29 protein-coding genes, 1 tRNA gene and 1 pseudogene are annotated in these 23349 nt (G+C 32.2%); 25 read left to right on the top strand and 6 right to left on the bottom strand.

What is annotated here, in order from left to right:
• Positions 1-9 precede the first annotated feature (9 nt).
• From cobA to CLJU_RS15675, 17 genes are all read left to right on the top strand, one after another.
• On the top strand, positions 10-1470 hold the full coding sequence (gene cobA, locus CLJU_RS15755) for a uroporphyrinogen-III C-methyltransferase (protein WP_013239827.1): 1461 nt from the start codon (positions 10-12) through the stop codon (positions 1468-1470).
• 5 nt (positions 1471-1475) lie between these two features.
• Positions 1476-2450, top strand: coding sequence for a porphobilinogen synthase (gene hemB / locus CLJU_RS15750; protein ID WP_013239826.1), 975 nt, complete (start codon positions 1476-1478; stop codon positions 2448-2450).
• 23 nt (positions 2451-2473) lie between these two features.
• On the top strand, positions 2474-3808 hold the full coding sequence (locus CLJU_RS15745; RefSeq protein ID WP_013239825.1) for a cobyrinic acid a,c-diamide synthase CobB: 1335 nt from the start codon (positions 2474-2476) through the stop codon (positions 3806-3808).
• Positions 3809-3898: 90 nt separating this feature from the next.
• Complete coding sequence (cobT, locus tag CLJU_RS15740) at positions 3899-4975, top strand: nicotinate-nucleotide--dimethylbenzimidazole phosphoribosyltransferase (RefSeq protein ID WP_013239824.1); 1077 nt, start codon at positions 3899-3901, stop codon at positions 4973-4975.
• A 38-nt stretch (positions 4976-5013) separates the two neighbouring features.
• On the top strand, positions 5014-5634 hold the full coding sequence (locus tag CLJU_RS15735; protein ID WP_013239823.1) for a precorrin-8X methylmutase: 621 nt from the start codon (positions 5014-5016) through the stop codon (positions 5632-5634).
• Positions 5635-5659: 25 nt separating this feature from the next.
• Positions 5660-6742: a cobalt-precorrin-5B (C(1))-methyltransferase CbiD gene (gene cbiD, locus CLJU_RS15730; protein WP_013239822.1), complete on the top strand. Its 1083-nt coding sequence runs from the start codon at positions 5660-5662 to the stop codon at positions 6740-6742.
• A 22-nt stretch (positions 6743-6764) separates the two neighbouring features.
• Positions 6765-7382 (top strand): precorrin-6y C5,15-methyltransferase (decarboxylating) subunit CbiE, encoded by a 618-nt coding sequence (gene cbiE, locus CLJU_RS15725; protein ID WP_013239821.1) that lies wholly within the window; start codon positions 6765-6767, stop codon positions 7380-7382.
• 17 nt (positions 7383-7399) lie between these two features.
• On the top strand, positions 7400-7966 hold the full coding sequence (gene cbiT, locus CLJU_RS15720; RefSeq protein WP_013239820.1) for a precorrin-6Y C5,15-methyltransferase (decarboxylating) subunit CbiT: 567 nt from the start codon (positions 7400-7402) through the stop codon (positions 7964-7966).
• A 179-nt stretch (positions 7967-8145) separates the two neighbouring features.
• Entirely contained in the window at positions 8146-8811 is a 666-nt protein-coding gene (locus tag CLJU_RS15715) for a cobalt-factor II C(20)-methyltransferase (protein WP_041705537.1), read from the top strand.
• Between the two features lie 12 nt (positions 8812-8823).
• Positions 8824-9600: a precorrin-4 C(11)-methyltransferase gene (gene cobM, locus CLJU_RS15710; protein WP_013239818.1), complete on the top strand. Its 777-nt coding sequence runs from the start codon at positions 8824-8826 to the stop codon at positions 9598-9600.
• A complete protein-coding gene (gene cbiG / locus CLJU_RS15705) occupies positions 9581-10585 on the top strand; it encodes a cobalt-precorrin 5A hydrolase (RefSeq protein ID WP_013239817.1) in 1005 nt (334 codons plus the stop codon). Before cobM ends, cbiG begins: the two co-directional genes overlap by 20 nt.
• Positions 10586-10643: 58 nt before the next feature.
• The gene (gene cobJ / locus CLJU_RS15700) at positions 10644-11366 is read left to right on the top strand and encodes a precorrin-3B C(17)-methyltransferase (protein ID WP_013239816.1); all 723 of its coding nucleotides are present in this window, start codon (positions 10644-10646) and stop codon (positions 11364-11366) included.
• A 37-nt stretch (positions 11367-11403) separates the two neighbouring features.
• Complete coding sequence (locus tag CLJU_RS15695) at positions 11404-12225, top strand: sirohydrochlorin cobaltochelatase (protein WP_013239815.1); 822 nt, start codon at positions 11404-11406, stop codon at positions 12223-12225.
• Between the two features lie 12 nt (positions 12226-12237).
• Positions 12238-13014 carry a cobalt-precorrin-6A reductase gene (locus CLJU_RS15690; protein WP_013239814.1) on the top strand — a complete coding sequence of 259 codons (777 nt, stop codon included), beginning with the start codon at positions 12238-12240 and terminating at the stop codon, positions 13012-13014.
• Between the two features lie 12 nt (positions 13015-13026).
• Entirely contained in the window at positions 13027-13884 is an 858-nt protein-coding gene (locus CLJU_RS15685; protein ID WP_013239813.1) for a GHMP family kinase ATP-binding protein, read from the top strand.
• A gap of 135 nt (positions 13885-14019) precedes the next feature.
• Complete coding sequence (gene cobO, locus CLJU_RS15680; RefSeq protein ID WP_013239812.1) at positions 14020-14535, top strand: cob(I)yrinic acid a,c-diamide adenosyltransferase; 516 nt, start codon at positions 14020-14022, stop codon at positions 14533-14535.
• Between the two features lie 447 nt (positions 14536-14982).
• Positions 14983-15279 (top strand): DUF2325 domain-containing protein, encoded by a 297-nt coding sequence (locus tag CLJU_RS15675; RefSeq protein WP_013239811.1) that lies wholly within the window; start codon positions 14983-14985, stop codon positions 15277-15279.
• A 63-nt stretch (positions 15280-15342) separates the two neighbouring features.
• Here the strand turns inward: CLJU_RS15675 and CLJU_RS15670 are convergent, their stop codons facing one another.
• From CLJU_RS15670 to CLJU_RS23365, 3 genes and pseudogenes are all read right to left on the bottom strand, one after another.
• Complete coding sequence (locus tag CLJU_RS15670) at positions 15343-16137, bottom strand: metal ABC transporter permease (RefSeq protein ID WP_013239810.1); 795 nt, start codon at positions 16135-16137, stop codon at positions 15343-15345.
• A gap of 19 nt (positions 16138-16156) precedes the next feature.
• Positions 16157-16819, bottom strand: coding sequence for a metal ABC transporter ATP-binding protein (locus CLJU_RS15665; protein ID WP_013239809.1), 663 nt, complete (start codon positions 16817-16819; stop codon positions 16157-16159).
• 267 nt (positions 16820-17086) lie between these two features.
• Positions 17087-18458, bottom strand: a pseudogene (locus tag CLJU_RS23365) (ISNCY family transposase).
• Between the two features lie 214 nt (positions 18459-18672).
• Here CLJU_RS23365 and CLJU_RS15655 point away from each other — a divergent pair.
• Positions 18673-18747: transfer RNA gene (locus CLJU_RS15655), tRNA-Glu, on the top strand.
• An 86-nt stretch (positions 18748-18833) separates the two neighbouring features.
• On the opposite strand, the gene CLJU_RS15650 is transcribed toward CLJU_RS15655, so the two are convergent.
• From CLJU_RS15650 to CLJU_RS23055, 3 genes are all read right to left on the bottom strand, one after another.
• On the bottom strand, positions 18834-20015 hold the full coding sequence (locus CLJU_RS15650) for a tyrosine-type recombinase/integrase (RefSeq protein ID WP_013239805.1): 1182 nt from the start codon (positions 20013-20015) through the stop codon (positions 18834-18836).
• A gap of 125 nt (positions 20016-20140) precedes the next feature.
• The gene (locus tag CLJU_RS15645) at positions 20141-20599 is read right to left on the bottom strand and encodes an ImmA/IrrE family metallo-endopeptidase (RefSeq protein ID WP_013239804.1); all 459 of its coding nucleotides are present in this window, start codon (positions 20597-20599) and stop codon (positions 20141-20143) included.
• A 25-nt stretch (positions 20600-20624) separates the two neighbouring features.
• On the bottom strand, positions 20625-21011 hold the full coding sequence (locus CLJU_RS23055) for a helix-turn-helix domain-containing protein (protein WP_013239803.1): 387 nt from the start codon (positions 21009-21011) through the stop codon (positions 20625-20627).
• Positions 21012-21169: 158 nt separating this feature from the next.
• Between CLJU_RS23055 and CLJU_RS15635 the strand changes: the two genes are divergently transcribed.
• Genes CLJU_RS15635 through CLJU_RS15605 form a run of 7 tightly spaced genes read left to right on the top strand, consistent with a single transcriptional unit; the run spans position 21170 to position 23337 of the window.
• Positions 21170-21400, top strand: a complete 231-nt coding sequence (locus CLJU_RS15635; protein WP_013239802.1) for a helix-turn-helix transcriptional regulator — start codon at positions 21170-21172, stop codon at positions 21398-21400.
• Positions 21401-21459: 59 nt separating this feature from the next.
• Complete coding sequence (locus CLJU_RS15630; protein ID WP_013239801.1) at positions 21460-21978, top strand: putative PII-like signaling protein; 519 nt, start codon at positions 21460-21462, stop codon at positions 21976-21978.
• On the top strand, positions 21956-22237 hold the full coding sequence (locus tag CLJU_RS15625) for an excisionase family DNA-binding protein (RefSeq protein WP_013239800.1): 282 nt from the start codon (positions 21956-21958) through the stop codon (positions 22235-22237). Before CLJU_RS15630 ends, CLJU_RS15625 begins: the two co-directional genes overlap by 23 nt.
• A 49-nt stretch (positions 22238-22286) precedes the next feature.
• Entirely contained in the window at positions 22287-22685 is a 399-nt protein-coding gene (locus CLJU_RS15620) for a hypothetical protein (protein WP_013239799.1), read from the top strand.
• Positions 22678-22890 (top strand): hypothetical protein, encoded by a 213-nt coding sequence (locus CLJU_RS15615; protein ID WP_013239798.1) that lies wholly within the window; start codon positions 22678-22680, stop codon positions 22888-22890. The genes CLJU_RS15620 and CLJU_RS15615 overlap by 8 nt, the downstream gene beginning before the upstream one ends.
• Before the next feature lie 15 nt (positions 22891-22905).
• Complete coding sequence (locus CLJU_RS15610) at positions 22906-23088, top strand: hypothetical protein (protein ID WP_013239797.1); 183 nt, start codon at positions 22906-22908, stop codon at positions 23086-23088.
• A gap of 15 nt (positions 23089-23103) precedes the next feature.
• Positions 23104-23337, top strand: a complete 234-nt coding sequence (locus CLJU_RS15605) for a hypothetical protein (RefSeq protein ID WP_013239796.1) — start codon at positions 23104-23106, stop codon at positions 23335-23337.
• Positions 23338-23349: the final 12 nt, after the last annotated feature.

Raw genomic sequence — 23349 nt, 5'->3', positions numbered from 1 at the left:
GAGGATACTATGGGAAAAGTTTATCTTATTGGTGCAGGACCTGGAGATGAGGAACTTATAACTTTAAAGGCAGTGAGAAAATTAAGTGAATGTACTGCAGTTATGTATGACAGGTTGGCAGGCCCTGGAATTTTAAAATATGTAAATGAGGACTGTGAAATATATTACTGTGGTAAGGAACCAGGATGCCATTATAAAAATCAAGATGAAATAAATAACATGTTAGTTGAACTTGCTAAAAAGGGACATGTAGTAGGAAGAATTAAAGGCGGAGATCCCTATGTATTTGGAAGAGGAGGAGAAGAAGCGCTGGCTCTTTTAAAAGAAAATATAGAGTTTGAGGTCATACCGGGAATAACTTCTCCAATATCAGCCTTAAATTATGCAGGAATACCTGTAACTCATAGAAAGGTAGCTCGAAGCTTTCATATCTTTACAGGAAAGACTGCTGAAAAGCTGGATATAAATTGGGAAGCTGCAGCTAAAATAGGAGGAACACTGATTTTCCTAATGGGATTTAGAAACTTGGAAGTAATATGCAGCAAGCTTAAGGAAAATGGCATGGATGAAAATACTCCTTGTGCCGTAGTTATGAGGGGAACTACTTCAAAGCAGAAAAAAGTTGTAGGAAAAATAAAAGACATAAAAGAAAAAGCTGAAGAGGCAGGACTAACTTCTCCCTGCATAATAGTTATAGGAGATGTTATAAAATTCAATGAGCAGCTTGATTGGTATGAGAAAAAGCCTCTCTTTGGAAAAAATGTATGTATCACAAGGTCAAAGGCTCAGTCACGTGAAATGAGAGAAAAACTTCTTGATTTAGGAGCTCAGGTTACTGAGATACATTCCATAGAAATAAAATATACTTCAGAAAATATCAAAGAATATTTAGATAAATTGCTGGAGTATGATTATATTATTTTCACCAGCGTAAATGGGGTGAACAGCTTTTTTGAACGACTTCTAACCGAAAATTATGATATTAGAAATATAAAAGGAAAATTTGCAGCTATAGGCCCTGCCACAGAAAGAGCTATAAAAAGTAAGGGAATTATACCTGAAATAGTAGCAGAAAAGTTTGTAGCTGAAAGTCTCCACGATAAAATGAAAGGTTTCATAAAAAAAGGAGACAAGGTATTTATTCCAAGATCTAAAAATGCAAGACCTTATTTGGCAGAAGCCTTGAGAGAAGAAGGCTGCATAGTAGATGAATGTTATACTTATGAGACAGTAGCTGGAAGCTTAACTGATAAAAATTGTTTCAATGACGTAGATACAGTTATTTTTACAAGTCCAACTACAGTTAGAAACATGATAGAACTTGTAGGGCTTTCTGCTATAAAGGAAAAACAGGTAATTTCTATAGGACCTATAACAGGTAAAGAGCTGAAAAAGCATGATATAGATTATGAAATGTCTGAAGAATATACTACAGACGGAGTTATAAAACAACTATTAGAAGGGAAGTAAAAAATATGTTTAGAAGACACAGAAGACTTAGAAAGAATCCAATTATAAGAGATATGGTTAGGGAAACTGTACTCAATCCAAGCGATTTTATTTACCCATTATTTGTGGTAGAAGGAGAAAATATTAAAGAAGAAATATCTTCACTGGACAATAATTACCACTATTCTATTGACAGTCTTCCTGAAGTTGTAAAAGAAATTAAGGATGCAGGAGTAAAAAGTGTAATTTTATTTGGAATTCCAGATCATAAAGATGAGGTGGCAACTTCAGCTTTTGAGGAAAATGGAATAATTCAAAAGGCAGTTAGAAAACTAAAAGAATTAGACCCAGAACTTTATATAATTACAGACGTATGCATGTGTGAGTATACAAGCCACGGCCACTGTGGAATACTCAATGGACATGAAGTAGACAATGATGAAACACTTAAATATATAGCTAAAATAGCACTTTCTCATGCACAAGCTGGAGCAGATATGGTAGCACCATCGGATATGATGGATGGAAGAGTTGAGGCTATTAGAAATATATTAGATGAAAATGGATTTAAAAACGTAGCCATAATGGCTTACAGTGCCAAATACTGTTCTGCATTTTATGGACCTTTTAGAGATGCAGCGGATTCAGCACCTAAATTTGGTGACAGAAAGGGTTATCAGATGGATCCAGCCAATGTAAGAGAAGCTATGCTGGAAATAGAAGATGATATAAAAGAAGGGGCAGACATAATAATGGTAAAACCAGCTCTTCCTTATCTAGATGTAGTGAGACTTGCCAGAGATAAATTTGACTTGCCGGTAGCTGCTTATAATGTAAGTGGAGAATTTGCCATGGTTAAGGCAGCAGCTAAAGCTGGTCTTATAGATGAAAAAGCTATAGTAAAGGAAATGTTAACTTGTATAAAGAGGGCAGGAGCAGGAATGATAATTACTTATTATGCTCTTGACATATGCAGATGGATTAAAGAAGATTTTAAGTAAAAAATGAAATAGGGTGATGGGTATTGAAAAGTATTATTGTATCATCAAACAGCAGTGGAGGTGGAAAGACTACAGTAACTATTGGACTTATGAAAGCACTTATGAAAAAAGGCTATAAAGTTCAAGGTTATAAAGTGGGACCGGATTATATAGATCCCGCATTTCACAGAAGCATAACTGGAACTAGTTCTAGAAATTTGGATTTATACCTTATGGGAGAAGAGGGAGTAAAGGCCTCTTTCAGTAGAGGAAAAGGAGAACTAGGAATAATTGAAGGTGTTATGGGATTATATGACGGCAAGGGAATAGACAGCAAGTATTCTACAGCTAATATAGCTGAGGTACTGGACCTGCCTGTGGTACTTGTTATGAGTCCTAAGTCTCAAAGTACTACTTTATGTGCTGAAATAAATGGAATAGTGAACTTTGAAAATTTAAATATAGCAGGAGTGATATTTAATAATATAGGAGATAGCTACTACAAACTTTTGAAAGCTGCTGTAGAAAAAAATTGCAATATAAAAGTATTTGGATACATTCCAAAGGATGAAAGGCTTTCACTTAAAAGCAGACATTTAGGACTTGTCCAAAGCAGTGAAGTAGGTGACTTAAACGAAAAAATAGACCTATGCAGTGAACTTATTTTAAAAAATGTGGATGTTGAAATGCTGCTTAGATGCTTTAAGGAAAACAAGAACTTTAAGGATGACTACCATATTGAAAATAGGAAGATAAGGACAGCGGTAGCTTACGATAAAGCCTTCAGCTTTTACTATAAGGAAAATATAGAATTTTTAGAGGAACTAGGTGAAACTATATTTTTTAGTCCCCTTGAAGATAAAAAATTACCTTCTAATATAGACTTTTTGTACATAGGAGGCGGATATCCTGAAGTTTTTATAGAGGAGCTTAGCAGCAATATATCTATGATGGAAAGTATAAAAACAGAATTAAAATCAGGACTTAGATGCTATGCTGAATGCGGAGGACTTATGTATCTGACAGAAGGCATGGAAAATGTAGATAAAAGTGCTGTCTTTGACACAGTTGGATTTTTTAAAGGAAAGGCTCACATGACTTCGAGATTACAAAACTTTGGATATGCCAAGATAGAAGTAGCTAAGGAAAATAACATTTTACCTTTAGGACTTAAAGTGAATTGTCATGAATTTCATAAATCCTATATAGATTCAGAAGAAGAAAAAATTTATAACGTGACTAAAGATACTTACGATGGAAAAATAAAAAAGTGGAACTGCGGGTACGTTAAGAACAATACTTTAGGAGCTTATGCTCACATTCATTTCTTTGGAAACTTAGATATGTTACAAAAAATTTCAGGGGCATCAAAAAAATAAAAAAATGCGTTACTATTTTTGTGCTTTTAGTGTCTTATATAGTAAAGGGTCAATTTAATAATTTTAAAAGTAAATTGAGGGGTATGTATTATGAGTTTACTTGAAGAAACTTTAAAGTGTATAGAGGGAAAAGATGAAGAGGCTGTAAAAGAGGCATGGGAAAGATTGGACAGCTTGACAAAACCTATAGGAAGCCTTGGAAAACTTGAAGAAATAGCTGCCAAAATGGCAGGAATTACAGGAAAAATACATAATAAAATACATAAAAAAAATATAGTTATTATGTGTTCTGATAATGGAGTAGTAGAAGAAGGTGTAAGTAACTGTCCTAAAGATCTTACAGTAACAGTTACTAAAAATTTTGCAAGAGGCATAACAGGAGTTTGTGTGCTTTCAGATTTTGCTAAGTCGGATATAACTGTAGTAGATGTAGGAGTGGATTATGACTTTAAAGAGCCTGGAATAATAAATAAAAAAGTGGCTTACGGCACTAAAAATATGGCTAAAGGACCTGCTATGACTAGAGAAGAATGCATAAAGGCCATTGAAGCGGGTATAGAGTCAGTAGATGATCTTGTAAAAAAAGGATATGACCTTTTTGGAACAGGCGAAATGGGTGTAGGTAATACTGCCACTAGTTCTGCAATTTTAAGTGCAATTACAGGTTTACCAGTAGACCTTACAGTTGGAAAAGGTTCTGGAATTACAGATGAACAACTTAAAAGTAAAAAGAAAGCTGTACAAGCTGCTATTGATGTAAATAAACCAGATCCAAAAGATATTATTGATGTATTGTCAAAAGTAGGTGGATTTGATATAGCAGGAATGTGTGGGTGTTTTTTAGGAGCAGCTAAAAATAGGGTACCTATTGTAATTGATGGATTTATATCTTCAGCAGCTGCCTTATGTGCTTTTAAATTAAATAAAAAGGTAGGAGATTATTTATTTCCTTCTCATCTTTCTGCAGAACCAGCTATAAGCTATGTAATGAGGGAACTGGGATTAAAGCCTATGTTAAATTTAGATATGAGACTTGGAGAAGGTTCAGGATGTCCTTTAGAATTTTCAGTAATAGAGGCTGCACTTTATACTATGGACAATATGGCAACTTTTGAAGAAGCAGATGTAAAAAATTCAGATAAATTTATAGATATAAGGGAAAAGTAGTTTTTAACTTCATATAAGGAAATGGAGAATAGATTATTATGGATTATATAAAATCACCTATGGGAATAGAGAAAAGAAGTTTTGAAATAATAGGAGAAGAAATGGGAGAATGTAATTTTCCTGAAAGAGAACTTTCTATAGTAAAGAGGGTAATACATACTACAGGAGATTTTCAATATAAAGATATACTATATATAAGAGAAGGAGCTGTAGACAGTGCCCTGGAACTTTTAAAAAAAGGGGTGACCATATATACAGATACAAATATGGCTGCAGCAGGAATAAATAAAAAGGCTCTTGCAAAGCTCAACTGTAAAGTAGAATGTTTTGTAAGTAGAAGTGAAATAGCAGATATAGCTAAAGAAAAAGAAATAACTCGTTCTATGGCAGCTGTAGAAAAAGCTGTAGAAGAAGGAGTGGAGTTTTTTGTATTTGGAAATGCCCCTACAGCACTTTATAAATTAAAGGAGCTTACTTTAGCCGGAAAGGCAAAGCCTAAATTTATAGTAGGAGCACCAGTAGGATTTGTAGGAGCTGCAGATTCTAAAGAGGAAATAGAAAAACTTGATGTACCTATGATAACTATAAGGGGAAGAAAAGGCGGCAGCAACATAGCAGCTGCTATAGTAAATGCACTTATGTATATGATAACTAGATAATTTAGCACTTTTGGGTGGTGATATTGTGCTTGACATGTATGTAAATTGTGATGGAAAAAGACTTAGATGTGGATATACTACAGGTTCTTGTGCAACAGCAGCTGCAAAGGCAGCTTGCAATATGCTGTATTTTAAAACTGACTTAAAAGAAGTAAAAATAGACACTCCAAAGGGTATTGAACTTGTGATACCTATTGAAAAAGTAAGGCATGGAAAAGATTTTGTAGAATGCTGTGTTTTAAAAGATGGTGGAGACGACATAGACATAACAAATGGCATAGAGATATGGGCAAGAGCAAAGAAAATATCTAAAGAATATAGATTAAAAGGCGGCATAGGTGTTGGAATAGTTAAAGGTGAAGGACTATATGTGAAAAAAGGTGAAGCTGCTATAAACCCTGTGCCTAGAAAGATGATTGAAAAAGAAGTAAAAGAAGTACTTCCTGAAAACTCAGGTGTAGAAATAACTATATTTGTACCTGAAGGTGAAAAAATAGCAAAAAAGACATTTAACCCAAGGCTCAATATAGTAGGAGGAATTTCTATACTTGGAACAAGTGGAATTGTAATGCCAATGTCTGAGGAAGCACTTAAGCAGTCTGTGGAACTTGAGATAAATCAAAAGATAGCTAAAGGGTGCAAAGATCTTATACTTCTCTTTGGAAACATGGGAGAAAATATGGCAGCTAGTTTGAGGCTGGATAAAAACAAGATGGTTATAATGTCTAACTATGTTGGCTTTGCACTGGGATGCTGCATGAACAAAAATATAAAGAAAGTACTTGTAATTGGACATATAGGTAAGATGAGTAAAATTGCTTCAGGATGTTTTAACACCCACAGCAGGGTATCAGATGTAAGACTTGAGACAATGGCACTGGAACTTGCTTTAATGGGAGAAGACTTGCAACTTGTAAAAAAAGTGTATAATGAAAAAACTACAGAAGGAGCTGTAGAACTTCTAGGAGATGGATATGACAAGCTTTATGAAAATATAGGTATTAAGGTAAAAAATAGAATAGAACAGTACACCTATAATTCAATCGAAGCAGATGTTATAATGTATTCAATGAAAAGAGGAGTGCTCTACAGCAGTCTTTCTAAGTAAAATTTTAATAGTAGGTGTGGTTATGAATACAAAGGTTTTTATAGTAGGCATAGGACCTGGAAATAAAGATTACATACTTCCAAAGGCTGCAGTTGTAATGAAACGTTCGCAGGCTATATTGGGTTTTGAAAGAGCAGTAGATAGTTTGGACTTTATAGAAGGCAATAAGATAAAGGTAAGAAAGTTAACGGATATACTTGATATTTTGCAATCTGGAAAATATGAAAGCGTATCTGTTACAGCTTCTGGAGATCCACTTTACTATGGTATAACGGAGTATTTAAAAAAGAATTATGATGGTGACATAGAAGTTATTCCAGGTATAAGCTCTTTTCAATATATGATGGCAAAAGTAAAACTTAGCTGGCAGGGATCTTTTTTAGGAAGTCTCCACGGCAGAGAGGAAGATTTTTTAGGCATAGTAAAGGAAAATCGTATTTCTATATGGTTTACGGATAAAAAACATTCACCAGATTATCTGTGCAGCATTCTAGAAGAAAATGCTGTAGATGCAGTAGTGCATGTAGGAGAAAATCTTTCTTACGAGGATGAGAAAATCACTTCAGGAAGTGCTGCAGAGCTAAAAGATAAAGACTTTGGAGGTCTTTGTGTAGTTGTAATTCAAAATAAAACTCTATAAAAGTGGGAGAAATTTTTATGAGATATATAAAAGATGATGAATTTATAAGAGGAAACTGTCCCATGACAAAAGAGGAAATTAGAATACTTAGCATTGCAAAACTTGGAATTGAGCCAGATTTTAGAGTGCTGGATGTAGGTGCTGGAACAGGTTCTGTAAGTGTACAGATGGCTAAGATATGCTCTAAGGGACAGGTAGTTGCGGTTGAAAAAAATGAAGAAGCACTTTCTGTAATTGAAAAAAATATAGATAAATTCAATGTAAACAATTTAACAGTTGTAAAAGGAGAAGCACTTGAGGTAGAGGAAAGCATAGAACCTTATTTTGATGCTGTATTTATAGGCGGCAGCGGAGGAAATATAGAGGAAATAGTAAAAAGATATGGTGCAAAGCTAAAAGGACATGGGAAAATGGTGCTTAATTTTATAACTTTAAATAATTTGTATAAAGCCCTTGATACTCTAAAAAGTATGAAATGTGAAGTAGAATGTATACAAGTATCAATAAATAAGACCAGGGCGAACAGTTATATGATGACTTCTAATAACAGTATATTTATAGTAAGTGCAATTCGTAATTTATAATTTGTTAAAGAACAAATAACAGATAATGATGATTTTCCTCCTAACGTCAGAAAACATTGAAATTATAGATTTGATGAGGTACGAAGGAAGTCATAATTATTTGAACTTTGATATTTGGACTTTAAACTTTATATTAAGCAGTGAGGATGTGAAAACTTATGGAAAAAGATACCTTAAAGATGGGTACTCTCTATGGTATAGGAGTTGGGCCTGGAGATGAAGAATTACTGACGCTAAAAGCTGTAAATGTAATAAAGAAATGTGAGGTAATAGTTGCACCTTCAGCAAAAGATGGAGATAGAAGCATAGCTTTTGATACAGCTAAAAATTTTGTAGATGAAAATAAAGAAGTTATAATAAAACACTTTCCAATGGGTGGAAAAGAGCAGGAAGGAAAGATATTTGAAGCTTTTAAGACTATAGAGGAAAGATTAAATGAGGGTAAAAATGTGGCATTTTTGACTATAGGTGACCCTTTTGTATACAGTACCTATATATATCTTTTAGATCACATTAAAAACAAGGGGTATAAAACAGAAACTGTACCTGGAATAACATCGTTTTGTGCTGCTGCAAGTTTAGCAGGACAGAGTATTGTTATAGGAGATGAAAGGGTTTTGATTCTTCCTGCATCTCAGGTAGATAAGATAACAGATGAGAAGTTTGTAGTAATAATGAAAGTATATAGAAAAGAAGAAAATGTATTAAATGTATTAGAAGAAAAAGGATTCAAGTACATATGTGTAAAGAGAGCTTATAGAGAAGGACAGGAAGTACTTAAAAATAGAGAAGATATACTAAAAAGCAGAGATTATATGTCTCTTATAATAGCCCAAAGAGATTAAAGGAGGAAGAACATGACAAATAAAGTTTACTTTATAGGAGCAGGACCAGGAAATGCTGATTTAATAACAGTTAAGGGAAGAGATATACTAAAAACTGCAGATGTGGTTATATATGCAGGTTCACTCGTAAGCAAAGATCATTTAGAATACTGTAGGGTTGGAGTAAAAGTATACAATTCTGCTTCCATGACCTTAAATGAAGTTATCGATGTTATAAAAAAGTATCATGGAGAAGGAAAGAAAATAGTTAGACTGCATACAGGAGATCCAACCATATATGGGGCTATAAGAGAACAGATGGATGAACTAGACAAGCTTGGAATAGATTATGAAGTTGTTCCAGGAGTAAGTTCTTTTACGGCTGCAGCAGCTGCTATAAACAGAGAATTTACCCTTCCAAGTATAAGCCAAACTATAATTCTCACAAGAGTAGAGGGAAGAACTCCCGTACCAGAGAAAGAAAATTTGGAAAGATTAGCTTCTGTAGGAGCTTCTATGGCACTGTTTTTGTCTGTAAGTATGATAGACAAGGTAGTGGAAAAATTAAAGAAAGGCTATGGAAGAAATGTGCCTATAGCAGTTATTCAAAAAGCTACCTGGGAAGATGAAAAGTGTGTTATAGGAACTTTAGATGATATCGTAGAAAAAGTAAAGAAGGAAAATATAACAAAAACAGCGCAGATACTTGTAGGAGATTTTATCAATTGCAAATATGATAAGAGCCTTTTGTACGATGAAAATTTTACACATATGTTCAGAAAGGCAAAAAATGAAAATAGCGGTAATTAGCGTTACAACTGCAGGAGATAAAATAAGTGATAAGATAAAAAAGCATTTTCCTGTAGATCTTTATTCTAAAAATAATATGGAAGGTTTTAAACTTAAGGATGCAGCGGAAACTGCCATGTCAAATTACAAGGCAGTTGTATTTATAAGTTCTACAGGTATAGCTGTAAGAGCCATAGCAAGCTTTATAAAATCAAAAGATAAGGATCCTGCAGTAGTTGTCATAGATAGTTCCTGTAAATTTGTAATTAGCCTTTTAAGCGGCCATTTAGGTGGAGCAAATGAGCTTACATGCCAATTGGCAAGTATCCTCAAAGCTGTTCCTGTAATAACTACAGCTACAGATAATATTGGGGTAAAGGCACCGGATGTCTTTGCAAAAGAAAATGGATTCATTATAAATGATTTAAAAGATGCTAAATACATAGCTGCCCTTTTGGTGGAAGGCAAAAAAGTAGGATTTATAGATGAAGATAAATTGCTGGATGTTCCTAAAGGTTACAGCATCAATTTAGATAATATACAAGGACTTTTGTGTGTTACAAATAAGTGTAAAGCCTTTGGTGATGAGAATTTTAAAAATATAAAAACACTAAAACTCATAAGAAAGAATGTTGTGCTGGGAGTTGGCTGCAGGAAAAATTTTGATTCGAAGCAGATGATAGAAACAGTTAAAAAGCTGCTTTTAGATTACAATATAGATGAGAGAGCTGTAAGGTATATTTCTACTGTAGAAATAAAGGCAAAGGAAGAAGCCATATTAAAACTTGCAGAATATTTCAAATGTGATTTAAAAATCTATTCTATAGAAGATATAAGAAGAGTACATCACAACTATAAAGGCAGTGACTTTGTTGAAAAAACAATAGGCGTAAGGGCAGTGTGTGAGCCTTGCACAGAACTTACGGGAGCATCTTTAATTACAGATAAAATAAAGGCAAATGGAATGACCTTGTGTATAGGTGAAGTACATAAAAACAAATGTTGATTTAAAAATTGTGAATTGTGCACTGTGAATTGTGCATTAAATAAAGGATGTGTGTAAAATGGGTAAACTTTATGTAGTAGGAATTGGACCAGGTGGATATGAAAATATGACTTTACGTGCTGTAAAGGTAATAGAAAATAGTGAAATAATTGTAGGATATACTAATTATATAGAGATGATAAAAGACCTAATTAAAAATAAAGAGGTAATCTCAACAGGCATGAGAGCTGAAGTGGAAAGATGCAAAAAAGCACTTGAACTTTCAAAAGACCACGTAGTTTCCATAGTGAGTACAGGTGACCCAGGAATATATGGTATGGCAGGGCTCATCTTGGAAATGAGAAAAGATGAAGACGTAGAAGTGATTCCAGGACTTACAGCTTCCTCTGCAGCAGCTTCTATAGTTGGAGCACCTCTTATGCACGATAACTGTAACATAAGTTTAAGTGACCTTATGACTCCTTATGAGCTTATAAAAAAGAGAATTGAACTTGCAGCTTCTGGAGATTTTGTAATATCACTTTATAATCCTAAAAGTAAGGGTAGACCACACTATTTAAAAGAATGTATTGATATTGTGAAAAAATACAGGAAAGGCAATACACCTGTAGCTGTAGTTAAAAATGCACTTAGAGAAGGTCAGGAGCATAAGCTTTTTACACTTGATTCTTTTGATGACAGCGTAGTTGACATGATGTCCGTAGTTATAATAGGAAACAGTAACAGTTATATAAAAGATGGGATATTTATAACTCCACGTGGTTACAAAATTCCAGAATAGAATAAAAAACTATTCTTAAAAGAGGTGATAAGATTTGATGGAAGCAAAAAGAGGAATACTTGTGGTAAGTTTTGGTACAAGCATATTGGGAACACTTAAAAACTGTATTGAAGATACGGAAGATGAAATTAAAAATGAATTTAAGGAATATGCAGTTAGAAGAGCTTTTACCTCCGGAATAATAATCAAGAAATTAAAAAATCAAAAGAAAATTTATATAGATACGGTGCCTGAAGCCCTGGATAAAATGAGAGATGAAGGCTTTAGAGAAGTTTATGTTCAGCCTCTACATATAATGCCAGGAGATGAATATGACAAGGTAGTTCGCTGTATAGATGAATATCAAGGGTCCTTTAGTAAACTGGTTCTAGGCCGCCCTGTACTTTATAGACAAAGTGATTATGTAATAGCTGCCAGGGCATTAGAAAAGCAGCTTCCACCTCTTAGCCAAAATGAAGCTGTAGTGTTAATGGGACATGGCTCTTCCCATCCAAGTAATTCTAGTTATGCTCTTTTTCAATATGTATTAGATGATTTGAAAATAAGAAATACTTTTGTAGCTACTGTAGAGGGGTATCCTGCAATTGATAATATAATACCTAAGCTGAAAGAAAATAATATTGAGAAAGTAACATTAATGCCTTTTATGTTAGTAGCAGGAGATCATGCTACAAATGACATGGCAGGTGAAGACAATGATTCATGGAAACAAATACTTAAATCTAAAGGATTTGAAATAAACACATATCTTCATGGACTTGGGGAAAACAAGGCTTTTCAGGAGATATATGTGCAGCACATTAGGGATTGTATAGAAGGCAATCCTCTTATGGATGAAAAGATGAAAGTTAAAATGTAAGGAGATTTTCATATGATAGGATTAATTCTTGGAACTTCTGAAGGTAGAAAAATACTCTCTTTGCTAAATGAATTTACTTCTGATATATTTGTATCTACAGCCACGGAATATGGTGGAGAGCTTCTTAAAGAATATAAATATGCTTATATGAACAACAAACCCCTTGATCTTAATGATCTTATAAGTGAATTAAGGGAAAAAGGTGTAAAAGTATTAGTGGATGCCTCACATCCTTATGCAGTTGAAGTTACAAAAAATGTAATTAAGGCATGCAATGAGTTAAACATAGAGTATATAAGATATGAGAGACCCTCCTGTATAGAAGAATTTAAAAGTGAGGATAAAGTTGTAGAAGTAAAGGATTATGATGAGCTTAAATTGAAACTTAAGGATATAAATGGAACTATACTAAATACTACAGGAAGTAGGAGTTTGGATAAAGTACTGGGAATGGGTCTTAATAATAGAATAATTTATAGAGTTTTGCCTTCTGTTAAAGTTATAAATGAATGTTATGATAAAAATATAGATTTAGCAGATATAATTGCTTTAAAAGGGCCTATAAGTTATGAACTAAATTGTGCCTTTATAAAAGATTATGAAGCTGAAGCCATGCTGCTTAAAGACAGCGGTAGGGAAGGTGGAACTTATGAAAAAATAAGAGCCTGTCTGGATTGTGGAATATATGCGTTTATAATTGGAAGAAAGAAAATGGATTATAATAATATTAATGTTTTTTACAATGTAAATGAACTTGTGAAATATATAAAGACAATAAAAAATTTGTAAAGGGTGTATTTTATGGAGACTTCAACAATTTATCCTGGAAGTTTTGGAGAAATACTTCAGGGAAAAATAGAAAATAGAGATCTTTTATTGTCTTGTCCAGTAAATATTTATACTAAAGTTAAACTTATAGAATGTAATAATCCCATAAGGAAAAGGTACCTAAAAAAGTCTTCTAGTTTTTTATATAATATTCTTAAATCCTGGGGATATGAAAAGTATTTTGATAGCATAGATATAGAAATAAACTCCGAGATTCCATATGGAAAGGGACTTGCCAGCAGTACGGCAGATCTTTGTGGAGTTTATTATTGTCTTATTAATATGTTTAATAAAAAATTCAATGAGGCAGAACTTGTGAAAAACTGTATAGATATCGAACCTACGGATAGTATAGTGTTCAATAAGATGACTTTATTTGATTATAAAAGTGGTAATTATAAATTTACAATAGGAGATTACTTATCTTATAATATACTTGCTTTCGAAGGAGATAAAACAGTAGATACAGTTGAATTTAATCACAAAAAATTACCTAATTTATGTGATGTTAAAGAATTAATTCCAATACTTAAAGAAGCAGTGAAAGAAAAAGATTTACATAAGCTTGCTTATGTCTCAACTGAAAGTATAGTGAAAAATCAGAAAAGACTTTATTATGATTTTTTAAACTTAGTGATGGACATAAAAGAAAAAACTTCAGGTCTTGGAATAATAGGTGCACATAGTGGAAATGTTTTAGGAATAATATATGATGATGCAGAAAAGTTTAAATTTGAAGAAAAGTTCTTAAGAGGATTAAATTTCAAAAATATAAAGATATATAAAGTAAAAGCTTTAAATGAAATTTCACTGCCAGTTGAATGTATTTAGTTTGATTACGTGATGGGAAAAATTCTATTTACAATAAATATTGACATAATAAATGCATACTAATAAACTTAAAGTAAGAGAAGAATTCAGGCATTTCAAATATGATAATTATTATAAGGAAGAGGGTTGTTTGTTATGGATAAAGGATACATTCAAGTTTATACTGGAAACGGTAAAGGTAAGACTACGGCTTCACTAGGGTTATCTCTCAGAGCTGTATGTGCTGGTAAAAAAGTATTTTTTGGTCAGTTTGTTAAAGGAATGGAATACAGCGAACTGAAAGCAAAAGAGTATTTACCTAATTTTACATTAGAACAGTTTGGAAGAAATTGTTTTATATGCGGTAAACCAAGCAAAGCTGATATAGAAGCAGCCAAAACTGGACTTAAAAAAATTGAAGAGATAGTTACAAAGGGAGACTATGATGTAGTAGTATTGGATGAAATAAATATAGCTATATTTTATGAACTATTTACAGTAGATGAGGTTTTGAAAATTTTAGATAAAAAACAGGAAAAGACTGAAGTAATACTAACTGGAAGATATGCAGATAAGAGAATAATAGAAAGAGCAGATTTAGTTACAGAAATGAAGGAAATAAAGCATTATTATACTGAAGGTGTCCCAGCAAGAGTTGGAATAGAGAATTAACTTATAGAGTTTCTAAATGAAAAATCAACTTATACAGGTCATGTAATGACAAATTTTAGTACCATAAAAACTTTTGATAAGTCTAGAGCTCGGTATTTTGAAAATCTAAGAACCTTAGCTAAACTCGTACCTCAAATATATCTAAACTCCTAAGATTTTCTAAAATACCTCGCTAAGACTTATGGAAAAGTTTTTAAAGGTGCTTTCAATTTTGTAATTACATTTTATGTATAAGTTTAAATTTTAGTTAGAAGCTCTATATAAAGTTTACAAAGCAATAGCATTTTTAAGCTCATCAATTAAAACTATTTGATGAGCAATTTTTTACAGCTTTTAACTTGTAAAGTTTTTAGCTTAGTCGCAATATAAGGTTTACAAAATAGTGATATCAGTTTATAATTGATTATGAGAATTAATATCGATTATAAACTGAGGAGAAATTAATTTATGAGTATTTTAGTAGTAGGGGGAGACCGACTTGGGAATATAGAAGATAAATTGAGAGAAAAGGGATTTAATGAAATTGGCCATGTTACAGGAAGAAAAAAAGGTGATAGAAAAATAAAAATTCACGAAAATACAGATTTGGTATTGGTGCTTATAGATTATATAGGACATAATATGGCTAATATAATAAAGGAAAGATCCAGAAGAAATAATGTAGAAGTAATGTTTTGCAAACGTTCCTGGCCAAGTATAAGAAAGAATATAGAAAAGTATACTACAAGAATAGTAAACCAATGAGCTTAAGATATGTATAAGTATTTAAATTTATAAATACCTAAACATATCTGAGAACAGAGAAAGCTATTTATTGAATAACCTTTTACCTATAATAACAACTAAAAGCAACACAACTGAAGTAATTGCTATAGTACCACCAGGGGCACTGTTTATATAATAGGATAAAAATAATCCAATCATTATGTCTAGAAATCCAAATATTATTGAGAATAAAAATGTAATTTTAAATCCTTTGTGAAGTTGAAGGGCTGCAGCCACGGGCATAGCTATCATGGATGAAATTACAAGAATCCCAAGAATTCGTATAGAAACAGAAATTGTAGCACCTACCAAAAGGGCAAATATGTAATTTATAAGCTTTACTTTTATTTTGCACACTTTTGCTCCATTTTCATCAAAGGTTATATACAATAGTTCATTATGTAAAAGAGTTAAAGTTATAACAGAAATTATGCTTAATATAACTACTGTGTAAATGTCATTTTCAGATACAGTAAGTATACTTCCAAAAAGAAAGGAGTTTACATCTGCATTGGCTTTTCCAGTACTTATAAGTACAATGGCAATACCAACAGATAATGTAAGGACTATAACAAGTATTAATTCAGCATATTTCTTATAATAATCTCGTAAAAACTCTATTACGAGTCCTGCAATGGAAGTAAATATAAAAGCAGTTAGTATTGGATTGAATCCAAAAACTAGACCTATTGCAACTCCAGCGAGGGATGAATGAGATAGGGTATCTCCAATCATAGAATATCTTTTTAAGACTAAAAATATGCCTACAGCAGGACAAAGTATAGATATAAATATACCTGCAATAATTGCATTTTGCATAAAACCGTATTGTAACATCATTTTCCTCCAGTAAAATTTAATTAAAATCAGATAGATTATGTACTTGTTTGTATTCTTCAACAGTATACATTTTTAAATTGCCATCCTTCATGGTACAGATATGGGTAGAGTTTTCCAGAGCAGCTTTTAAGTTGTGTTCTACAGCTAGAACCGTTATGGATTGGTGTCTATTTAAATGTTTTATTATACTGTATATTTCTTTTTGACTTGGAACGTCTATTCCAGTAGAAGGTTCATCAAATATTAGGAGTTTAGGGTAGCCAATGAGAGCTCTTGCTATGAATATTTTTTGACGCTGGCCACCAGAAAGATTCCCTATCAGTTTATTTTTAAAATCACTCATTCCAACAGAACCAAGACATATATTTGCAGATTTTTTATTTTTTATTTTTAAAATTTTACTATGACATCTCATTAGTTCTGAAACTGTAATTGGAAATTCAGAATTAAAATTATCTACTATTTGAGGTACATATCCAATTTTTTCAGCTGCTACGTGTATACTGCCACTTAAAGGATTTAACAGTCCCAAAATCAATTTTACAAGGGTGGTTTTAGCGCTTCCGTTTTCACCTAAAATTGAAACATAGTCTCCGTCTTGAATATTCAAGTTTACTTTATTTATTAAATAAGGACATTTACCTGTGTAGGAAAATGTCAGATCTTTAATTTCTATCATTAATGAGTTCCTCCATTTATATTAAATGTACACGATAGGTGCAGTACATATAAGACCGACATATACTATTATATAACTAGTTGCGAACTAGTTGCAACTAAAAATATTAATTAATTTCTAATTTAATCTTTAATGGTTTTAGTTGTGCATTTCAAATGAAGGCTATCTAGAGTATAGCTTTTAGAAAAAAATATTGAATAAAAAAGGTGTGTAAACTAATTTTGAAAATGTCCCAAAAAGTTTTAAGTTAAAGAGTTTTTTAGTTTTTTAAGCTATGTTTTCTTTTTGTCTATGGGCTTGCTTATTGCAATAATGTTCAAATGAAGCCTGCTTCCATGGATGGCTCATCGGTGGTATGTAGTGTTTCTTTGGAGTTTTTGAAGTCTTTGCAAGATCAAAATTTTTTGATGAAGGAACATGTTCTGGAAGCAATTCAAGTGCATAAACCTTTTCGTTTACACAAAAATATAGATCATTGTTAAATGCCTTTATTACTATACCGCAGGTGCCTTTATGGTAATATACTGGGTGACCATTAGCATCTACTGGAAGATAATATCCTTTATTGTATTTTACACAACTCCCATTGTCTACTTTCCTACTAGCAAGTACACCAAGAATTAAGTTAATTTTTTCAATATCAGGTTGCACTTCGAATACAGATTTGATATTATCAATAGGTAAAGCAAATTGAGCATTGAATTTTTTTATGTAGGAGTTTAAAAATTCATTTGCCTGCTCAATTGTGCTTATACCAGCCAAACGCAATTCGATTGGAAGTCTTGATTGCAGTGTTTGGAACATTCGTTCCACGCGTCCCTTGGCTTGGGGGACACTGCTTGTTTTAATCTCGATTCCTAGCTGTTTGTGGGCATAACCGAATTGAGTAAAAGTATCCTCTTCAATAGAAGGGGATTTTTCTTGTTATACTCAAAAACTGTACGCCTATCGGTGTAAAACATATAAGGAATACCATAGGTTTTCAGTATTTGCTCAAGTACATGGTAATAGCCATTCAGTGTTTCTTGAGCATCGAAATAGGCACCTACAATATCACCTGTGGCATCATCTACAGCTATATGGAGCTGACTTTTTTCTCTACCAAACCAAGGGTGAAGAGAAGCATCCATCTGAAGCATTTCTCCAAAGTAGGCACATCTCGGACGCCTAGGATGGGCATCTTCGATAGCAAGAATAGAACTTTGAATAACTCTAGCTTGCTTTTTTGACTTTGTAGATTTTTGCATATCTTTAGTTTAGTGTGTAGAGCTTCCTTAGAAGTACGTTTTGCTTTAGGAGACAGGATAAATTCCTGTAAAAGAATGGAACGTATAGTGTTTGATGAAACTTTGATTCCTTCAAATTCTTCTAAGAGCTCTGAAAAATGAGTTAAATTGGTGTCTTTATATTTTGTTCGATATAGGTCAACAATAGTATGTTTTGTAGAATCATCTAAAGCATGGACAGGCTTTCTACCACGATTTCCATGTATAAAAAAGGCTTTTCCATGCTTTTTGTACCCTTTAATCATTCTGTTAATGTGCCTAACAGTACAATTAATCTGTACAGCAGCTCTTTGCTTCTTACCATTGCTCTCTACTAATTTCTTGATTATGTTATACTTTGCATTCTCATTCATTGTTAAAACTACCTTTCTGATTTTGTCCACCTCACTTCTTAGTCATGAGGTTTTATTATACTATAAACTTATTTATTTGGGACATAATCAAATGCGGTATACTAAGACATTATCACAATTCAATCATATAATATTAAATAAAAAGTGAAAAAAGTGTTGACTAATTGTTAAGCAGGATATATAATATTAAATGTTGATTGCGAAAATTAAATATGGTCCCTTGGTCAAGCGGTTAAGACGTCACCCTCTCACGGTGAAATCAGGAGTTCGATTCTCCTAGGGACTACCAAAGATGAAAGAATGGCTTAACTACAATGGTTAAGCCATTCTTGTTTTTTGATTTAAGGTGTGCTTTTTTAAAATTTTACACCATTTTTACACCATAGTTTTAATATCAGCTAAAATGTCTGCTGATTTCTCTTTTTCTTTTTTTAAAACATGAGTATAAATATTGGCAGTTATTTCAATACTGCTGTGACCTAATAGCATAGAAATAGTTTTTAAAGGTATATTATTTTCAAATTGCTTAGTAGCATACGTATGCCTTAAAGCATGAAATTTTTTGTGAGGAATGTTTAAGGACCTTAAGAATTTTGACCATGTCTTGTCCAAATTTCCAGCATTAATTAAATTACCTTGTTCACTTAGAAATATGTAGTCCAAGTTGTCTTTGCAGTAGCTACTACCAGCTTTTAGTTTTTCTGATTTTTTAATTTTAATTGAAGCTTTGATTATTTCTACTAATGATGCTGGGAGTGGAATTGTTCTTTTAGAGTTTTTGCTTTTGGGTTCTTGAACTATAGTTTGTTTACTTCTTTTATTGTTATCATCAAAAATTGTAGTAGTTGCCACAGTTCTTCTAATATGGATTTCTTTTAACTTATAGTCAATGTCATTTTCTTTTAAGCCAATTATTTCTCCACGCCTCATTCCTGTTGATAAAGAAAATAGAGCAATGTATTTAATTTTAGAGTTTTCAGCTTTAATGATTTTTGTTAGATCTTCATTATTAAATACAGGTATATGCCTTTCAGATACTTTATCTGAGTTTTCTTTTGGAATAGCAACCTTTTTGCCACTACATGGGTTCTTGAGAATATACCCACAGTCAACCGCATAATTTAAAAATTGTTTTAAAAATTTATTTACATAGTTAATTTGATTGCTGCTTTTACCTTGTCTAAATAGCTTATTATAATATCTCTGTATTTGTATTGATTCCAATTTATCTAAACTCATACATCCTATAGGAGAATTTTCTATGTAATTTCTATATAATCCTTCATATCTTGCAAATGTAGTTGGTTTTATATTACCAGACATTTTTACAACTTCAAATAGCCAACTTTTTAATGTTTGTGCAAGCCACATATTTTTTGCATCTTTTAAACCAGCATTCATTTTATTTATGTAGTCTAGTTTCTTTTTTTCAGCTTCTTTTCTGCTTTTACCAACAAATTGTTTCCTAATTCTTTTCCCATCAGCATCCATACCAATATCATAGTTTATTCTATAATATTTTTTTCCATTAGAAGTAAAGTTTGTTTTTGTTGCCATTTAAGTACCTCCTTGACAGAACTTTTGTTCGATATAAAATTAAAAAATATATAGGAGACACTGCTCCTGATAAAATCTTTACTTATGCATTTTTTTCCTTTGAGTTAATATTAAAATCAATTCTTTTAGAACATTTTCGCAATAAATAGCGTTGGTTCAAAATAAATAATGTAATTATCTATTTTATAATGTACACCATATTTTTCTTTATAATGTTGGATAGCTTGTTCCAAAAATTTTTCTGTGACATTTAAATATTCAGCTAAATCATGTTTGCTTCTAATACCTTTTTCAAAAGCATTTATTAATTGTACAATTCCTACTAGTTTTTCGTATCCCCAATTTCTAGCCATTTTTTCTTGTTTTATTTTGTTTATATTTTTCTTGCCGAGGATCTCTCCAGAAGTTTTATGGTGATGGCCTAATTCTTCGGCAAGAACACATACCTTTTCTTTGGTTGTTTTTATGTCTTTAGATACAGCTATAGTATTATCTGCATACAATCCCTTATGTTTTCCTATGTTCATCTCAAAGACATCTATACCTTGTGATTCTACTTCCTCAAGAAGTTCGTCATATGTCATAGAATCCCTCCGTATCGAAAATAAGTTATTTGTCTTTATTCTTCCTTTTTTGAACAACAAATTCTATAAAATTTTTTATATCTTCAACATCATCATCTGTTATATCTTCACCATCAAAATGTGCTGCCAATGTTCTTATTTTATTTTCTTTCACTAATTTTGATATCTTTTCTTCTGGCGTATCTTCTTTAGAATCAGGAAAGGTTTTATCATCTGAATTCCCAAGTAAGTAATCTACTGACACATTGAAGTACTTGGCTAATTGGTTAATAAAATCCACATTAGGGGTTCTTAAATTATTTTCATATCTTGATAAAGTTGATTTTGTTGTATTCAAAGCTTTTGCTAGGTTTTCTAATGTTATATTTTTTTCACGTCTTAATTCTTTCATTCTTTGAGTGAAAGTTGCCATAATAACACCTCTTTAAAACAATAATATCATTTAGTTGCCAATAATGACAACTTAGTTGCCAAAAATAAAATATTTTTATTAAAATTAATTGACAAGTTGCCAAACGTATAATATAATAAAGTTACCAAATAGGTAACAAATGAAATGAGGTGAAATAAATGGCACGAAAGGTTAATTTTAAATTAAAAGGACTGAGGATGGAATATAATTTAAAACAAGCTGATTTGGCAAAGAAAATTGGTATATCAGAATCTACTTACAACAGGAAAGAAAATGGTATTACCGATTTCTCAGAAACTGAAATACGAAAAATTAGCCAAATATTTAAACGAGATCCGGCATTCATATTTTTTTACGATATTTTTTTTGATAATAAAGTTGCCAAATAGACAACAAATGCAATGCTTAACTTATGCATTGATTTTAACAGTAAAAGGAAGTGAGATAAATGCCAAGAAAAGCTACGAAGGCAGCAGATAACGTATATTATAAGGCACGAATTAAAGCTGCTAATAATAATGACAAATTAAACAGTAGGGAAGGAGCTGCAGAAGTAATTGGAATTGATAGGACAAGGCTTGCACGAATAGAGCTTGATAGTATCTGTGCATATCCAGAAGAAATTTTAATGATGGCTGATATTTATAATGCTCCTGAATTAGAAAATTATTTTTGTTGTGAGCAGTGTCCTATAGGAAAACATAGTGTTCCACACATTGAAGTTTTAGAAATGGACAGAATTACAATTCAAATTGTATCTTCACTAGAAAACATTGATGAGGTTAAAAAGGAGTTATTAGATATTACAGAGGATGGAATTATTACAGAAGATGAAAAACCAAAGCTAGATCATGTTGTTAAAACATTAGACAAAATTGAAAAAGAATCTCGTGAATTAAAACTTTGGGTTCAGAAAAGTTTTGGAGAGAAAGGAGAGTTTAATTATGGAAATGTCGCAAAACATTAATTTTAAAGAAACAATTAAAGATGCTATAAAGGAAGCTCTGGAAGAGGTTTCAAATGAAAAAGGAACTGATGAAAAAGCAACTTTAACTATAGATAGTTGTGTTAAATATAGTGGGATTGGTCGTGACAAGATTTTGGAACTAGCTCATAATCCTAATTCAGATTTTCCTAGATTTAAGGTTGGTTCGAAGTTTCTTATTAATAGAACAATGTTTGATGAATGGCTTGATAAGATTTCAAAAGAAAAAAGAGTTTTATAGAAGGTTGTATATATTAAAACCAATTAGATATTAAAGGAGGAAAAAACGTATGCAAGAGTACACGTTAAAACAGACAATAGACAAGCTCGAAAGAAATCCAAATTTAAAATTTCAATTTGTTAGTGAGGAATCTTATAGGACGGATGAAGGACAAGTAATTGCATTAGATGGGGATGGCAGAATTGTAAATCAAGAAGGTGAGCCTATATTATCAAACTTCAGTATTAGAAGTAGATTCAGGCTTGTAGATGAACATGTGGATGTAATGGATGCTCTTAAAGCGTTTGAGAATGGAAAAGTAATTTATTGCCTATATGAAAGTAAAAGATACTCATATAATCCAGGCGTTAGTTCTAGTTCCAAGTTAATGGACGATGATTACAATGCAATTTCAGCAGAAGAAATTTTACATGGTAAGTGGTTTATAGAGGAAGTGAAAAGTGTTTAATATAGAGGCGGCAAAAGGGTACAGCAAATTGGATGATAAAGACGAAGAACTTTTTAAAAGGTTTTGTAAGAAATTTTATAAGTCTTGGGAGCATCCAGAGGATCATGCACCAACTTTCGTAAAAAGAATGGGCAGTAAGTATCTTAAAGTTATTTTAAGTGATGGTGACTGGCTGCATATTTTAAAAGATGGAAGCTGGTATTAAAGGAAGGAGGAAAAAATGATGATAAAACAATTATTTGAGAATGGAGGCATTGAAGTAACAGACCAAGAGTTTAAGGAAGTTTTAAAAATAACTACGGATGATATAAGAGAAAATCGTGTCAAGTTTGGTAAAAGGACAAGTTTAAATCAGATGGTTGCTATTGCAAGAATAAGTTTTAAAGTTCTGACAAGTGTTTGAAAGGAAGGTGAATCAATGAATGTACTTGAAAGAAAAATATCTGAAGTGCAGCATCTAGTACAAGATGAAAACTATGGATATAAGGAGGCTGTAGACAAGGTCAAATATGATATTGATGGTGATGAACTCTATGACATGAGAACAGGGCAAACCATATGTCAAGATATTACTACTGCTACAGATGAACAGGTAAGAGATTTATTACAAATAAAAAAGGCCCTCTGCCAAAGGACCAAAAGAAATTTATAAATCTATTCCTAT

It is taken from the genome of Clostridium ljungdahlii DSM 13528 (assembly GCF_000143685.1).
Taxonomy (GTDB): domain Bacteria; phylum Bacillota; class Clostridia; order Clostridiales; family Clostridiaceae; genus Clostridium_B; species Clostridium_B ljungdahlii.
This window is presented reverse-complemented; position numbering and strand designations above follow the sequence as displayed.

Bases quoted from the DNA above. Each gene is read 5' to 3' on its own strand.
- cobJ (WP_013239816.1), top strand. From the start codon at position 10,644: ATGGGTAAACTTTATGTAGTAGGAATTGGACCAGGTGGATATGAAAAT.
- CLJU_RS15650 (WP_013239805.1), bottom strand. From the start codon at position 20,015: ATGGCAACAAAAACAAACTTTACTTCTAATGGAAAAAAATATTATAGA.
- CLJU_RS15670 (WP_013239810.1), bottom strand. From the start codon at position 16,137: ATGTTACAATACGGTTTTATGCAAAATGCAATTATTGCAGGTATATTT.
- CLJU_RS15695 (WP_013239815.1), top strand. From the start codon at position 11,404: ATGGAAGCAAAAAGAGGAATACTTGTGGTAAGTTTTGGTACAAGCATA.
- CLJU_RS15735 (WP_013239823.1), top strand. From the start codon at position 5,014: ATGGATTATATAAAATCACCTATGGGAATAGAGAAAAGAAGTTTTGAA.
- CLJU_RS15625 (WP_013239800.1), top strand. From the start codon at position 21,956: ATGGAAATGTCGCAAAACATTAATTTTAAAGAAACAATTAAAGATGCT.
- cbiE (WP_013239821.1), top strand. From the start codon at position 6,765: ATGAATACAAAGGTTTTTATAGTAGGCATAGGACCTGGAAATAAAGAT.
- cobT (WP_013239824.1), top strand. From the start codon at position 3,899: ATGAGTTTACTTGAAGAAACTTTAAAGTGTATAGAGGGAAAAGATGAA.
- CLJU_RS15675 (WP_013239811.1), top strand. From the start codon at position 14,983: ATGAGTATTTTAGTAGTAGGGGGAGACCGACTTGGGAATATAGAAGAT.
- cobM (WP_013239818.1), top strand. From the start codon at position 8,824: ATGACAAATAAAGTTTACTTTATAGGAGCAGGACCAGGAAATGCTGAT.
- CLJU_RS15635 (WP_013239802.1), top strand. From the start codon at position 21,170: ATGGCACGAAAGGTTAATTTTAAATTAAAAGGACTGAGGATGGAATAT.
- CLJU_RS15690 (WP_013239814.1), top strand. From the start codon at position 12,238: ATGATAGGATTAATTCTTGGAACTTCTGAAGGTAGAAAAATACTCTCT.
- cobA (WP_013239827.1), top strand. From the start codon at position 10: ATGGGAAAAGTTTATCTTATTGGTGCAGGACCTGGAGATGAGGAACTT.
- CLJU_RS15630 (WP_013239801.1), top strand. From the start codon at position 21,460: ATGCCAAGAAAAGCTACGAAGGCAGCAGATAACGTATATTATAAGGCA.
- CLJU_RS23055 (WP_013239803.1), bottom strand. From the start codon at position 21,011: ATGGCAACTTTCACTCAAAGAATGAAAGAATTAAGACGTGAAAAAAAT.
- cbiT (WP_013239820.1), top strand. From the start codon at position 7,400: ATGAGATATATAAAAGATGATGAATTTATAAGAGGAAACTGTCCCATG.
- hemB (WP_013239826.1), top strand. From the start codon at position 1,476: ATGTTTAGAAGACACAGAAGACTTAGAAAGAATCCAATTATAAGAGAT.
- CLJU_RS15645 (WP_013239804.1), bottom strand. From the start codon at position 20,599: ATGACATATGACGAACTTCTTGAGGAAGTAGAATCACAAGGTATAGAT.
- cbiG (WP_013239817.1), top strand. From the start codon at position 9,581: ATGAAAATAGCGGTAATTAGCGTTACAACTGCAGGAGATAAAATAAGT.
- cobO (WP_013239812.1), top strand. From the start codon at position 14,020: ATGGATAAAGGATACATTCAAGTTTATACTGGAAACGGTAAAGGTAAG.
- CLJU_RS15665 (WP_013239809.1), bottom strand. From the start codon at position 16,819: ATGATAGAAATTAAAGATCTGACATTTTCCTACACAGGTAAATGTCCT.
- CLJU_RS15685 (WP_013239813.1), top strand. From the start codon at position 13,027: ATGGAGACTTCAACAATTTATCCTGGAAGTTTTGGAGAAATACTTCAG.
- CLJU_RS15605 (WP_013239796.1), top strand. From the start codon at position 23,104: ATGAATGTACTTGAAAGAAAAATATCTGAAGTGCAGCATCTAGTACAA.
- CLJU_RS15620 (WP_013239799.1), top strand. From the start codon at position 22,287: ATGCAAGAGTACACGTTAAAACAGACAATAGACAAGCTCGAAAGAAAT.
- CLJU_RS15715 (WP_041705537.1), top strand. From the start codon at position 8,146: ATGGGTACTCTCTATGGTATAGGAGTTGGGCCTGGAGATGAAGAATTA.
- CLJU_RS15610 (WP_013239797.1), top strand. From the start codon at position 22,906: ATGATGATAAAACAATTATTTGAGAATGGAGGCATTGAAGTAACAGAC.